We start from the raw sequence: 13,801 nt of genomic DNA, 5'->3' as shown, positions 1-13,801 counted from the left end.
GCGGTCTCACATTCAGTTCGCGGCGGACGGCAGGATCAGTTCATACGCCTTGACCCGCTCGATGATGCCCGGCGGAAACCGGCGGATCCGCTTGTCGGGACCGGCAAACACGATCTGCTGATACCCCAGCGACACCTGTCGTCCGTCAACGTAGAAGCGAAACAGCAGATAGGCCGAACACTGCCGAACCTCGAACGTATTGAGCAAGCAATCGACCCGCTGGAACGGAAACGTCTCGTGGACATATTCCTGATGCGCGCGCTTCGTCACGAACGACCCGCCGGCCGCCAGCAGGTTGTTGTGGATGCATTCGTGAAACCAGCGTTCACGGCATACACCCTGCCATTCGAAGTAGCGTGCGAAATAGGTATTCATGAAGGCATTGGAATCCTTGAGGTAAATGTCGATCACGTGGTGGAAGGTTTTCTCGGACAGATGTGCCGTTTCGTTGGAAAGGACGTGAAGAATCGCGTCTTGCGTCAACATGGATAACTCCTTGAATCGCTACTGGCGGTAGCGGCGCATTCCTTCAACGAGAAGGAATGGCCCGATTCTCCCCGTGCAATTCCTTTGAGCGGTGCGGTTAAAACGTGCCGAATTCGCGGCTGACGAGCAGTTGAAATGCATCCCACTTTCGCCGGATAATTGGCGCGGTCGTGCAACGCGACCGTCATTCGCGGTAATGCGTCTCCGGTACCGCCTCTTCTTCTGCTGATTTATCGAGACTCGTATGCAACCCTTCGTTAGGCAGCCGGTGCTCTATCCCGTGTCCGTGGTGTTTGTCGACGACAATCCGGATTTCCTGCAGGCGCTGCGGGGCGCATTTCCGGACGAACACCTGAACCGCTTTTTTACGCAACCGCAGGCGGCGCTCGACTTCGTGTCGTCGCGTGACGCGGAGATGCCACCAACGGCCGCGGACTATTTCGGTGCGGAGAAAAAAGGCGGAAACGCGATCGGCCAGGATGCGCTCACCGATCCCGCCCGATTCGAGGCAGTGGGCGCGGTGGTGGTCGACTATTCCATGCCGGAGGTCGACGGCATCCAGTTTCTGTCCTCCATCCGCAACGCGAACTGCATGAAAATCCTGCTCACCGGCATCGCCGATGAGCGCGTGGCGGTGGACGCGTTCAACGCGGGACTGATCGATTGCTATCTGAAGAAAACCGACGTCGAGATGGCGCGTAAGCTGGCAACCGTGCTGGACAACGCGAAACGCAAGCACTGCGCGGCCCGCGGGCACATCAGCCTGCATGAAGCGGGGGCGACCTACCGGGATCCGCGGATCGTCAAACTGATCGATGAGGTGGCCGCGCGGGAAGGCATCGTCGAATACTACTGGCGCCCCAATCAGGACGCGGTGCTGATGTTCGACGCCGGCGGCGCGCCAAGTGTATTGCTCGCCTGGAACGAAGAGGACTGGTCGTTCCACTGCGATATCGTGTCCGACGCGGACGGGCCGGCCGAATTGCGCCACGGCATGGAAGCGCGCCGCATCATGCCGCTGTTCTGGCCATCTCAGGCCTATCGGCCGGGCCTTGTGGACATTCACTGCGCGGCCCCGCTACCCGTTCCGGGATGGGGCGGCACGTTTTATAGCTGGACCCGTCTGGATGATGCAGCCACCGAGCGCGAGCTGCCCACGTTGGCAAAATGGCGTCACGCGTAAGAGATCAACCGCCCGTCCCTAAACGGAGCGGATAGGCGAAGCGGTGCTGTCGTCGACTCGGTAGCAACGCGAATGGGAACAATCCCTGTCAATGTTGACAGTTATCATCGGCACGGACTTTTGTTCCAATAGCACCCTATTCCGAGGGCCACCCACTATTCCAATCAGACGGCACATCCAATCAGAGCAGGCCGTTGCCCAGCGGTCTGCGCCGCCTCCCAATATCGATCGATTCTCGATCTGATGTTGTCATCACGCTTCACGAAAGCCGCAGCGCCAAGCGATCCGTCAATTTCCGACTGGCGGACCTGACCTTACCCCGCCGAGTACACCATTCGTCAGTGAGTGGCTCACTGGTTTTCAGCAGATGCAGTTGCAGGAATGGGTCCGGCGCCAGTTTCCCCACAGCACTATGCTGACGCACCGAGTTGTAGTCCGGGCGCCACGCGTCGATACGCCTGCGTGCATCAGTCGAAACTGACGAACGCATACGGGTTCAAACACGCTTCGCGCAGTCGGCCGTTGAAGCGCTCAATGTGCGCGTTTTCGAGCGGCTTGCAGCTTCACGCCATGCTTGTGCCCCCGGGCGTCGAGTGCCTTGTTCACGAACTCCGGCCCGTTGTCAACCTGAATCGGGTTGGGACATCGGCCTCGTTGCGTTGACTGCTCGAGCACACGCGCAGATGGCTCGGGTGCTTCTTTCGACGCTTCAAGCGAAGCGACAGATCTTCTTAGCGGTACAGCCGTTCGGTCCGTTTGTGGTTCTGAACCAATCGTTCTCGATGCAGCAGAACGTGCCGGCGCGGCGAACCAAACCGAGTCCGCTCCTGTGCGGTTCGCGCAGACGATGCCGAACTGCACGGTCGACATCTGCCGGCGCCGGCCGCCGAAACGTCCGTCGATTCGAGCCAACGAGCGCGCACGTCCGGCGCTCCGGGTAGCCGTGCTGCTCCATTACCTGTTGCACGACCTCCCGGCGCTGCGCGGGCGAACCCGGTTTTTTCCGAGAACGTCCTGCAACACCTGGATGTCGAGCGCTGGCTCAGCGACCAGCCGCTCGAGCCGCTGGTTCTCTTCGTCCCGTTGCCGAAGACGACGCGCCTCCGTGACATCCATCCCGCTGTAGCGGCTACGCCAGTTATCGAGCGTCGCATCCGATATGCCGTGCTTGCGGCGCAGGTCCGCGGCCGCGTCCGGGTACGACGTCGCCAACTGCGCAAAATCCCGTTGAACAGCCGTCAGACCACGTCCGGGTGCAGTGCGTCGCCGGGCGCGAGACGTGCGATCAGCGGCGTGTCGGCCGGCGCGATTTCCAGCGTGAGCGGCACGACGCGCAGCGGCATCGGCGCGTCGCACGCTTGCCCGCCTCTTCGCACACACGGTTGTCGTTCTGCCGTTTCTTCAGGCCGTGCCGCACCCACCTTCCCCCGCGGTTCCCCGCCCCACTCGAGCGGCCACAAATCGGTCGCATGCACGATCGCGCGCTTACCAGATAACCGTTGCGGTTGCTGCGCCGGCAGTACGCGTCTCATGCCGGATCGAACGGATCGACACCGCTGCGATCCTTCCCAAGCCGCGGAATCGGTGACGTTTGTCGTCCTCGATTCGCCGTCGGCTACCGGACCTCACATTTTCTCTCGTGCTTCCGTCTTACCGGGTGCGCGTCGCAACTGCGCCGAGGCTAGGTCATATCCGACCTAGGAAGTTGCCGAAAAAATTCAAAAGCCCACGCAAGCATGTCCGGAGAGAGAAAAAAATGGCCCAGCTTGATGCAACGCACGGGAAATGGGATACCTGCACGGAAACGCAACTCATTATCGGATTGGCCCGGCGGGAGACCGGCGCATTTGACGAAATGCTTCGCAGATATCAGCTGTATCTGTTGAACCAGTGCAAAAGGCTTTGCAACGGAAATCGAAGCGCCAGCGAGGATTTATATGGGGTGATCATCCTTCGCTTGCTTACCGAGGACTCGGAAAATCTCATCAAGATCAAGCACCTCGGTGGATGGCTGAGGCAAGTCGCGCTTTACCAGCATATAGACGAGCGGCGGAAGATGGCCGCCGAAGCCGCAAGGATCAGGAAGTATTTTTTTCAGATCGATTTCGAAAGCATGACCGCGCCCTCTCCGGAGGAGCTCTACTTGCACTCGGAAATTTTATTCCACCTGAAACAGGCAATCGACGCACTGCCGCCCAATCTGAAGGCAATCGCAATTTTCCGGTACGTGGAGGAACTGCCATCACGTGACATCGCCGCCTGCACGGGACTATCAGATGATGCGGTCCGGAAACGATTGCAGCTTGCCAAAACCCTGATCAAGAAATCGCTCGAATCGATTCTGGTTGAGGATTCCGTCGCTTTCAATCCGGCGACCCATGCACGAATCGAACTCGATCAAGCTGAAAGCCATTTGGCCATGCGCGAATAGAAATACTTCACCCTCAATGGATCGAACAGGTGTAGCGCGCACATGATCCCGGCTCGTGCCATGTGCGTTTTCCAGTAGAGCCAATCGGGAGTTATCGTCATGTCGAAACTGCATTTTTATACCAACTTCAGAGGCAATCCGTCGTGGGCCGCAGATGGCGATGGGGATATTTCAAAGGACGAGAATTGGTCGGTGGATATCGAAGACGGCAAGGTCAAACAGGGCCACTCCTATCTCGTCGCGCAAGGAAAGAAGCCACCCGTCGATTGGTATCCTTGCGTCACCGGCGCTGACAAGGGCGGGGTCGCGACATTCGCGCCCAAGAGCTCGGTGGAGCTGACGGGCGAGCAATTGGTGCATGGCCGTGCCGTGACGGCCTTTCAAGCCTCCTTGCTCGCCGTGCAGAAATCGGTGCGAATCGAAATCGCACTCGAAGATCTGAAGGACCTGAAAGAGAACGGCTATCGCTTGTGCTTCGCAAAGAAGGTGGCCGAAGGCGACTACAACGTGGTCTGGCAAAGCTACGATAAATTCGTGGCCACCAACACCTTCTCGTGGACTCCGATGTATCAGCTGTTCGGCAGCAACACCTTCAAGGACAACATCGAGGTGGATGTCAGCAGCAATGTCGTCGATATCGGCATCGGCGAAACAAGCTTGCTGGATGACAACGGCATCCTGAACCAGCCGAAAACCAAAGGCAAACCGACGGCCATTACGCTCGACAATCAGTACGGCTCCATCCATCCCGGCCTGAACCAGGTCTCGACGGGCATCAACGGCAAGCTGATCTGCACGCCTATTTATGTTGCGCCAAAAGCCATGGTGTCCGGGGTGGCCGAATTGACGCCGGTCGAATCGGTGCTGGTCTGGTTCGAGCAGAATATCGTCACCTCGACCATTTTCAGCACGGCGCGTAGCCGGGCGATCGAAATCAACCTGACCACGGTGAACTCGGCCACACGAAAGTATCAGGCCCAGAAATGGGTCACCCCGTAATCACGGCAACGGGGGGCGCCTGGAGCCGATCCGTCGAGATCGACATGTCCGGGAGCAACTACGCGGTTCGGCGTTATACCGCGCAACGCTGGGTCAAACCCTGAAGCATGTGCCGGGCTGGCGGGTGCCGGATGGCGACATCAGGCCATTCATGCCAGCCCGGATTTCGATCGGTCCACGGATCGGAACGGGCGGACAGACTCCGTGTCTTGACATGCAGCGTGCGCTCGACCTCGCCGCGTCGGCCCGCGCCAGCAGGTCGTGATGGGTTGCCGGCAACGGTACCGATGCCGCATACGCGATCCAGCACATCGACGCGCGGTCCTTGTAATCGCCTGCCGTGTTGTTTCAATCGTCGAAACCTGACCGCCGGTTGTTCCCCATACGTCCATTTCGCACCTGAAGACATTCATCACGAATGAAAAACGATGAACCGTGGATCAATTGAATTGCCGCAAAAAAGACGGCAACAATCATGGCGAATATTTAATAAAGTAAATCACGGCAGTCGTTGTCGTTCCGCTTCAGATTTCCCGCTCCGTTCGAGCAGCGTCACGCCCCGCCTCGCTCCACGCCAGATTCTCCCTACGCTCCCCAAGCACCCTCCCTCACGCGATGTTTCCGATCCCGCCAATGCGGCCGACAAGATCATTTCATATTTCTCACCAAATCCTGACGTGATTAACATGGAAAGAATAAATAATTAACCCGACAGAAAATATCTTGTAATTATAAGAGCGACCTTCTAGCATGCCCCTGCGGTTCGCGACATGTCTTATATCAAGGTTGGTCCTTGATGCATTCCTCGAAAATCACGCCTTTATTCATAATCTGGGGGATTACATGAAGAAACTGTCTCGTCTGCTGTCCATCACCGCGATTACCCTCGCGAGTCTCAGTGCTTTTGCCCAAGCCGGCGACCAGCCGGCCGCGGTCGACAGGGCGCTGCAACTGATCCAGCAGAACCCGTCCGCCTTCAGCCTGGCTACCGGCAGCGCCGCACGCACCTTGAAGTTCGCGGCGCCGCAGGCGAGCACGCCGACGGACGGCGACCAGTTCCAGGTACGCGACGTGGTCGTCGATCCCGACGGCACCGAGCACGTGCGCTTCGACCGCTTCTACGCGGGTCTGCCCGTGATCGGCGGCGATGTCGTCGTGCACTCGAACCACGGGCAATTGAAGCAAGCGAGCCTGACCCAGCCCGCGCCGATCAATCTCGCCGGCAAGATCGGCAAGGTCGGCGACCGCTTCGTCGTGCGCAACGCGCCCGACGTTGGCGCGGCCAGGGTCAAGCGCATCGCGGCCGCGCGTTTCGCGTCGGACGTGCGCCGTGTCGATGACGCGGAACTCGTCGTGTTCGCGCGCGACGTCATGCCGACGCTGGCCTACGCGGTGCGCGTGTACGGCAAGGCGACCGATACGCACGGCGATGCCGTGCTGTACTACGTCGACGCGCGCACGGGCACCGTGCTCGACGCGCAGGACCTGATCAAGACTGCCGCCGCGAACGGCACCGGCCGCTCGCTGTACTACGGCAACCTGACGCTGACCACCGACCAGACCGGCACGAACGCGTACCGGATGCTCGATCCGACCCGCGGCAGCGGCTCCGTCTACGACGGCCGCGGGCTGATCGCGGAGGACGTCGAGCAAGCGACCGACCTGCCGATCTTCACGAGCAGCACGAACGTGTGGGGCAACAGCTCGACCACCGACCGGCAGACCGTCGCCGCCGACATCGACTACGGCCTCGCGTTGACTTGGGACTACTACAAGACTGCGCACAACCGCAACGGCATCTTCAACGACGGGCGCGGCGTGAAGAGTTTCGCGCACGTGGTGTTCGACACCGGCAGCGGCACGACCGGCGCGAACGCGGCATGGATGCCGTCGCACATCATGGTATACGGCGACGGCCAGTCGGGCACGAGCCTGCCGAAACCGGTCGTGTCGGTCGACGTGGCCGGGCACGAGATGAGCCACGGCGTGACCGAGGCCACCGCCAACCTGGATTATTCGGGCGACGCGGGCGGCCTGAACGAGTCGACGTCGGACATCTTCGGCACGCTCGTGAAGTTCTACGCGAACAACCCGAACGATCCCGGCAACTACGTGATCGGTGCGCGCGTGGTGAGCGGCGGCCTGCGCAAGATGTACAAGCAGGATCTCGATGGCCGGTCGTTCAGTTGCTATCCGTCCGGCGGCTTCTCGTGGTCGAATCCGCGCCACGATCCGCACTTCACGTCGGGCGTCGGCAACCGCTTCTTCTACCTGCTGTCGGAAGGCCCGGCGGTGCCGTCGACCGACACCGGCCTGTCGAGGACGCAACTGGTCTGCAACGGCGACACGACCTTCAGCGGCCTGGGCCGCGAGAAGGCCGGCAAGATCTGGTACCGGACGCTGACCGTGTACCTGAACGCGAACTCGAGCTACCCGAGCGCGCGGCGAGCATCGATTCAGGCGGCAAACGACCTGTATGGCGCGAACTCGGCCGAGAGCGCCACGGTCGCGCGCGCGTGGAGTGCGGTCGGGGTGAATTGAGCGCGCTTGTGCGGGTGTGTTGAACGCCGGAAGGTCGCGTGGCGGTACTTCGGTTCGGAGGAAAACGAGCCGATCGAGGTCGCACGGCGCTCGGGCGTGAGAAAGGCAGGTGTCGATCAGCCGCCTGCGATGGCAGGCGGCTGATCGACGGACAATTCATCCGTGTGGCGCGACTGCGGGTTCGCGAAAGCGCCGCCGGCGCGATGTCCGTGTAATCAGGTGTAGTCGATTCCGGAAAAAAACGCTCCTATATTGGTGTCACTCATTCGCAAGCCGCCCATTTTCAGGTTCTGCGAATAGAGCTGCTCAGCCGCCAGTCATCTTTCATTTGGCCACGAAATTGATGCGGAAGAAATCGACAATCCCGCACATTTCGTTCGAATGAATCAGGAGAAAATCATGCCGGAAATCTTCACCTGGAATCCCCATGAAAACCAGGTTTACAACATCCCGGGGAAGAATGAATCGAGCGCCCCCTCCTTTGACAAGGATGCTGGCAAATCCTTCTCGATGATCCCCCCCGCCGGAACGCTGACGCTGCTTTCCAGGCAGTCGTCAGTGTGGGGCGGGAGTGTCGACGACAGGATCCCGCCGGTCGAAATCGATCTTCGTAGCGGCGAGCTCGTCATGCGCGGATTGTCCAGCGTCTCGAAGGGCGTCGATTTCACGATGGGGCCGTATGCACAAAAATTTATCGGTCATCCGTTCGTCAACCTCCGGATTCTCGACGCATCGTTCGAGGTCAGCCGTTTCGATACGGTGAATGCCGGCGGCCCTGTCCCGCCGTTGCTCGGCGTGAACGTCGACCTGCTCCTCGATCTGCAAATGGCGGGCACCAGCCGCTATCACGTCGACTGCCGAATCTACGCCAGCACCAAGAAGTTGCATGTCAAGGATCGTTCCGCGGTCAATGTCCGGGCCGAAGAGATCGTGCTGACGTTCAGCGAATATTATGTTTCGCCGACGCTCCTGCCCCAACTTCCGGGCGGCGATTATTCGCTGGACATGGAATCGACGGGCGGCACGATGGAAATCGCCGAGTCGCGGCTCGCCTTCGGAAAGAATGCAAAGAGCTCGATGAAGAGCAAGAAGATCATCTTGCGCAGAAGGGTTGGGGTCGCAGCCCAGGACAACGCTAATGCCAGGTTCGTCACCGACTCGGTTGATTTTTATGACAGCGCGTCGACGGCAACATTTTCCATCGCTCATGACGCCAATGTGGAATTCGAAACGTATTCCGGCAGCAAGCCTTTCGATTTTCTGAGCGATACAAAATACCCCGAGGGGCTGTTCAATTTTCAAGCCACCCCGCAATCCAAGAGCAAGGGTAAATTCACCCTCTATGGCGCCGGAAGCGCGATCGAGAAATCGGCCATGCTGAGCAAGCGGGTTGTCGCCGTCGACGGCGTACCGCAATCGACCGACGCGCTCCTCAACTTCGATTACGTCCGCGTCGGCAACACGCAAAACATGGTGGTGTCGCTCAAGTGAGCGGAAGCAATCCGTCTTCGGCTGGCGAGTAACGGGCTCGGGCAACGGTCCCGCTTGCCGGCCGCGACGCAAGCGATTCTGCGGACGCGAGGCGCGATACAGCGTCTGGCGTCGCGGCGCGCCGCACCGAAATCCGTCGATGGCAGATTGAGCGCCTGGTCTTCTCTTCAGTCGGCACAGAGCCCGAGCGCATCCGCACTACGGCTTCTCGAACCCCGTACACCGACGAACCATTCAAACTCGCATCATCGCCCGTAAAAGACGACCGGTTCGGGTTCCACGCCCCGCTTCATCGCGTCGACGCGCGCCGTCCGTCCGCGTCGCGCATCCTCGGTGTTGTGCAGCGGCATCCCGAGATCGAGCACCAGTTGGTCGGCGCCGGGCACACCGCCCGCCGACCAGGCTTTCAGCAGCGCGCGGGTGGCCGCATACGAGCGCGTCGGACCATTCGAACGCCGGATCGCCAGATCCAGCGCAGCCTGTTCCACCTCGGCTTCCGGAACCACGAATGCGGCAATGCCAAGTTCACCTGCCGTCGTACCCGACATGACCTCGCTCAACATCACGTAGCGCGCCGCGCGTGCCGGCCCCGCACGTTCCGCAATCCGTTGAACGGCGCCGCACACGGGTATGGTGCCGACCGACGGCTCGATGCAGCGAAACGATGCGTTATCCGCCGCGACGACCAGGTCGCACGCGAGCACCAGTTCGAATCGCGCACCGCACACACGGTCGGAATCTGCAGCGCTTCGATCTTGCGATACGCGTGATGCATGTCGCGGATGAAGGTGTGCCACGCATTGAATTCCATGTCGATGAAATCGAGGATATCGCCGCCCTGGCTGAAGTTCGGGCCTTCCGCGCGAACGAGAAGCGCCCGGATGTTCGCTTCGCTGGCCGCGTGGATGGCTTCGCCCAGGTGTTCGGAAAACGCGGTGGCGATCAGGTTGAGCGGCGGGTTGCCGAGCACGATGTGGCCGACGGAATCGTGACGCTCGAATCGGACTGATTTCATGTGGATCTCCTTGATCAGGCAGTTCTGCTTACATTCAGGTCGAGTTCCCGGATCATGCTTTCGCGCATCGCGAACTTCTGCACCTTTCCGGTCACGGTCATCGGCATATCGTCGACGAAGCGGATATAACGCGGGATCTTGAAGTGCGCGATCTGGCCCCGGCAGAAATCGCGGATCTCGTCCTCGGACGCATCCTGGCCCGGCTTGAGCACGATCCACGCGCAAATCTCCTCGCCATACTTTTGATCTGGCACCCCGAACACCTGCACGGCCTGCACCTTGGGATGGCGAAACAGGAACTCTTCGATCTCGCGCGGGTAGACGTTCTCGCCGCCGCGAATCAGCATGCCCTTCACGCGCCCGACGATATTGCAGTAGCCGTCGGCATCGATCGTCGCAAGGTCGCCGGTGTGCATCCAGCCGTCGTGGATCGCGTCCCGCGTTCGCGCTTCGTCATCCCAGTAGCCGAGCATGACCGAGTAGCCACGCGTGCACAGCTCGCCCGTCGCTCCGACCGGCACGACCTTCCCGTCCACGTCGACTACCTTGCACATCAGGTGCGATTGATCGATACTCCCCCGTCAACCAGCAGCGCCCCGCCGGTCATGAATGAAGAGGCGCTGGAAGCCAGGTAGAGGACCGACTGCGCAAGTTCTTCCGGTGTAGCAATACGTTTGAGCGCGTGTAGTCCCGCCACATGCGCCATTGCTTCGGGCGACGCACTCATTGCGCGCCCCATCGGGGTGTCGACTCCGCCAGGAAGGATTGCGTTGACGCGAATGGCCTTCGGCCCAAACTCCGCGGCGAGTGACTGGGTCAACCCGATCAATCCTGCCTTGCTGGCGGCGTAGGCCGCAACACCGGGAAAGCCGACCGTGTACCCGACGAAAGTCGAAGTAAAGATGACGCTTCCCGAGCCACGAATCATCATCGCGGGGATCTGATGCTTCGCGCCGAGGAACGCGCTCGTGAGATTGGTGTCGATCGTCTCGCCCCAACCCGTCTCGGATATGTGTGGCGTGGGCCCCATTTCGCCAAGCGTCCCCGCGTTGTTGAACGCAATGTCCAGCCCGCCGAAGCGGTCGACGGCCGTCTGGACGAGCGTCTGCGCATAAGCCTCATCCCTGACATCGCCCGCGACGCATATCGCCGTTCCTTGAAGTGCAGTGATTTCCTTCACAAGGCTTTCCAGCTCGGCCTTGCGACGGGCGGCAACGACCACCGCTGCGCCCTCGCTAGCGAAAAGCAACGCGGTCGCGCGTCCGATTCCGGAACTGGCGCCGGTGACGATGGCGACTTTGTTTGCAAGCACGTTCATTGTCTTTTCTCATGTTCGGATTGATCGGTGGTTAGTCTGGTCGCATCCAGCCGCGCAAACATTCCGTTTCTTGCTATTAAATTCGGGCGGAATTTTCCATGGCTGGCTGCCGGCCAGGAAAATAGAAAACGTCTCAAGCGATCTTGAGCCGGCAACTCATAGCGGAATCCGTCAGGCGATTCTCGAATGGCCTGGAACCGATCGGCAACGATCCGCCGCTTCGACGCACCAGGCACGCATCAGGCACAATACGCGGCTTCGAAATTCGATCGCGGTAAAACACATGCGCTTCGTCGTCGTCGGAACAAGCGGGTCGGGGAAATCCACCTTCTCCAGTGCGCTGGCGGCCGCTGCAGGTTGCCCGTACATCGAACTGGACCAACTCTACTGGGGCCCCGACTGGACGGCCGTGCCGCCGGAACAGTTCGAGAACGCCGTGCTGGCCGCGACGGCCGGCGACCGATGGGTCGCCGACGGCAACTACAGCGCCGTGCGCGATGTGCTCTGGTCGAGGGCCACGCACGTCGTCTGGCTCAACTTCGGGCGATGGACGGTATTCTCCCGGGTGCTCTGGCGCACGGTAAGCCGCGGACTCATGCGCACAGCGCTTTCCCACGGCAACCGGGAGTCGCTGCGGATGGCCTTCTGCTCCCGGGACTCGGTGCTGCTGTGGTCATACACCACCTTCGACAAGAACCGCGTCAAGTTCGCCACCCTGCGCGACGATCCGAAATACGCGCATCTGCAATGGACGGAAATCACCGAGCCGGCGCGTACCCGCGCGTTCATCGACATGCACGCCCGCGCCAGCGGTTGAGCTTTCGATATATCAGGACTTCTGACCGAAAGGCCTGAACACAGTGCAAACCGTTCGTAGCTTGCACTTGCCGGAACCTATTGCGCGGCGTATGGTTTATTTGTCTGTTTCCCTTTTCCGGGAGATATCAAAATGGCTGCCATGCAAACCGCGGCCACGCCCCTCTCCGACGAGGAAGCCCGGCGCCAGTTGCGCCGCGCCGTCATAGCCAGCACGATTGGCACCACGATCGAATGGTATGACTTTTTCCTCTACAGCACGGTCACCGGCCTGGTCTTCGCAAAGCTGTATTTTCCCCAGTCCCACCCGCTCGTCGGCACGCTGCAAGCGTTCCTGATCTATGCCGTCGGTTTTATCGCGCGACCGGTCGGCGCGGCGATCTTCGGCCATTACGGCGACCGCATCGGACGCAAGGCCACGCTGATCGTGACCCTGTTGCTGATGGGGGTCGCCACGTTCGCCGTGGCCTTCGTTCCGACCTACGCAACGATCGGCATCTGGGGTGCCGTTTTGCTCACGGTACTGCGCTTCATCCAGGGCGTCGGCGTCGGCGGCGAATGGGGTGGCTCGGTCCTGATGTCGATGGAGTGGGCACGTACCAATGCGCATCGCGGCTTCGTCGCGTCGTGGCCGCAGTTCGGCGTGCCGGCGGGATTGTTTCTCGCCAACCTCGCCGTGCTGGCCATGAGCTGGTTTTCCGGCAGCAGTTTCCTCGCGTGGGGCTGGCGCGTGCCGTTTTTCCTCAGCATCGTACTGGTCGCGATCGGACTCTATATCCGCCTGAACATTCTCGAGACGCCGATCTTCGCGAAACTGCTGGCCGAGCGCCGGATCGAGAAGGCGCCGATGCTCGAAGTGCTGCGCAAGCAGCCGAGGGATATCGTGCTGTCGGCGTTTGCGCGGATGGCCGAACAGGCGCCGTTCTATATCTTCACGGCGTTCGTGTTCACTTACGGGATCACGGCGCTGGGCGTCACGCGCGAACTGCTGCTGACCGCGGTGCTGGTGGCATCCGCGGTCGAGTTCTTCACCATTCCGCTGTTCGGGCACGTGTCGGATCTGATCGGGCGGCGGCGGATGTACATGATCGGAGCGGCCACCGTCGGGGTGTTCGGATTCCTCTACTTCGCGATGGTCGATAGCCGGAATCCGGCATGGATCTTCGCGGCCATCGTGCTGTCGCTGGTCCCGCATTCGATGATGTACGGGCCGCAGGCTGCATTGATTGCCGAGTCGTTTACCGGGCGGTTGCGATACAGCGGTGCGTCGATGGGTTATCAGCTCGCGTCGGTCATTGCAGGTGGCCCGGCACCGCTGATCGCGACCGCGCTGTTCGCCTACTACCATTCCGGGTATGCGATCGCGGTGTACGTGCTGGTGTGCGCGGTGATGAGCCTGGTCGCCGCGTCGAAGCTCGGAGACTACACGAACAAGGATATTTCGCGGGAATACGACGATGCGCGCGGTCTGGAGGATCACGGGCACGCGCCGCCGCTGACCTGACAGCGTGGCCGGCGATC

13 protein-coding genes and 2 pseudogenes are annotated in these 13,801 nt (G+C 60.7%); 8 read left to right on the top strand and 7 right to left on the bottom strand.

Annotated elements, in window-relative coordinates:
- Positions 1-12 precede the first annotated feature (12 nt).
- Positions 13-486: an acyl-CoA thioesterase gene (locus LXM88_RS03195; protein WP_262530491.1), complete on the bottom strand. Its 474-nt coding sequence runs from the start codon at positions 484-486 to the stop codon at positions 13-15.
- A 244-nt stretch (positions 487-730) separates the two neighbouring features.
- Between LXM88_RS03195 and LXM88_RS03190 the strand changes: the two genes are divergently transcribed.
- Positions 731-1,669 carry a response regulator gene (locus LXM88_RS03190; protein WP_262530490.1) on the top strand — a complete coding sequence of 313 codons (939 nt, stop codon included), beginning with the start codon at positions 731-733 and terminating at the stop codon, positions 1,667-1,669.
- Positions 1,670-1,928: 259 nt separating this feature from the next.
- Here the strand turns inward: LXM88_RS03190 and LXM88_RS37245 are convergent, their stop codons facing one another.
- From LXM88_RS37245 to LXM88_RS03185, 3 genes and pseudogenes are all read right to left on the bottom strand, one after another.
- A complete protein-coding gene (locus LXM88_RS37245) occupies positions 1,929-2,159 on the bottom strand; it encodes an integrase core domain-containing protein (RefSeq protein ID WP_412524079.1) in 231 nt (76 codons plus the stop codon).
- A pseudogene (locus tag LXM88_RS37240) lies at positions 2,137-2,214 on the bottom strand (hypothetical protein); the annotation flags it as partial. The pseudogene LXM88_RS37240 and the gene LXM88_RS37245, both read right to left, overlap by 23 nt.
- A gap of 409 nt (positions 2,215-2,623) precedes the next feature.
- Complete coding sequence (locus tag LXM88_RS03185) at positions 2,624-2,881, bottom strand: transposase (protein ID WP_262530489.1); 258 nt, start codon at positions 2,879-2,881, stop codon at positions 2,624-2,626.
- A 544-nt stretch (positions 2,882-3,425) separates the two neighbouring features.
- Between LXM88_RS03185 and LXM88_RS03180 the strand changes: the two genes are divergently transcribed.
- The 4 genes from LXM88_RS03180 to LXM88_RS03165 all read left to right on the top strand — a co-directional run bounded on the left by LXM88_RS03180 (position 3,426) and on the right by LXM88_RS03165 (position 9,131).
- Complete coding sequence (locus tag LXM88_RS03180) at positions 3,426-4,100, top strand: RNA polymerase sigma factor (RefSeq protein WP_262530488.1); 675 nt, start codon at positions 3,426-3,428, stop codon at positions 4,098-4,100.
- A gap of 99 nt (positions 4,101-4,199) precedes the next feature.
- Positions 4,200-5,099, top strand: coding sequence for a hypothetical protein (locus LXM88_RS03175; protein WP_262530487.1), 900 nt, complete (start codon positions 4,200-4,202; stop codon positions 5,097-5,099).
- A gap of 843 nt (positions 5,100-5,942) precedes the next feature.
- Complete coding sequence (locus tag LXM88_RS03170; protein ID WP_262530486.1) at positions 5,943-7,640, top strand: M4 family metallopeptidase; 1,698 nt, start codon at positions 5,943-5,945, stop codon at positions 7,638-7,640.
- Between the two features lie 399 nt (positions 7,641-8,039).
- Positions 8,040-9,131, top strand: coding sequence for a hypothetical protein (locus tag LXM88_RS03165; RefSeq protein ID WP_262530485.1), 1,092 nt, complete (start codon positions 8,040-8,042; stop codon positions 9,129-9,131).
- Between the two features lie 245 nt (positions 9,132-9,376).
- On the opposite strand, the gene LXM88_RS03160 is transcribed toward LXM88_RS03165, so the two are convergent.
- Positions 9,377-9,835, bottom strand: a complete 459-nt coding sequence (locus LXM88_RS03160; RefSeq protein ID WP_262530484.1) for an enoyl-CoA hydratase/isomerase family protein — start codon at positions 9,833-9,835, stop codon at positions 9,377-9,379.
- A 65-nt stretch (positions 9,836-9,900) separates the two neighbouring features.
- Here LXM88_RS03160 and LXM88_RS03155 point away from each other — a divergent pair, with 65 nt between their 5' ends.
- Complete coding sequence (locus LXM88_RS03155) at positions 9,901-10,140, top strand: hypothetical protein (RefSeq protein WP_262530483.1); 240 nt, start codon at positions 9,901-9,903, stop codon at positions 10,138-10,140.
- Positions 10,141-10,160: 20 nt separating this feature from the next.
- Here LXM88_RS03155 and LXM88_RS03150 read toward each other — a convergent pair.
- Both LXM88_RS03150 and LXM88_RS03145 read right to left on the bottom strand, forming a co-directional pair.
- A pseudogene (locus tag LXM88_RS03150) lies at positions 10,161-10,712 on the bottom strand (AMP-binding enzyme); the annotation flags it as partial.
- Entirely contained in the window at positions 10,700-11,464 is a 765-nt protein-coding gene (locus LXM88_RS03145) for an SDR family oxidoreductase (protein ID WP_262530482.1), read from the bottom strand. The gene LXM88_RS03145 and the pseudogene LXM88_RS03150, both read right to left, overlap by 13 nt.
- Before the next feature lie 283 nt (positions 11,465-11,747).
- Between LXM88_RS03145 and LXM88_RS03140 the strand changes: the two genes are divergently transcribed.
- Positions 11,748-12,281 (top strand): toxin, encoded by a 534-nt coding sequence (locus LXM88_RS03140; protein WP_262531630.1) that lies wholly within the window; start codon positions 11,748-11,750, stop codon positions 12,279-12,281.
- Positions 12,282-12,413: 132 nt separating this feature from the next.
- Positions 12,414-13,784, top strand: a complete 1,371-nt coding sequence (locus tag LXM88_RS03135; RefSeq protein WP_262530481.1) for an MFS transporter — start codon at positions 12,414-12,416, stop codon at positions 13,782-13,784.
- Positions 13,785-13,801: the final 17 nt, after the last annotated feature.

The sequence above is a fragment of the Burkholderia sp. S-53 genome (assembly GCF_025560745.1).
Lineage (GTDB): Bacteria > Pseudomonadota > Gammaproteobacteria > Burkholderiales > Burkholderiaceae > Burkholderia > Burkholderia pyrrocinia.
Note: the sequence above shows the minus strand (reverse complement) of the source record. Positions and strands in the feature narration are given on the sequence as shown.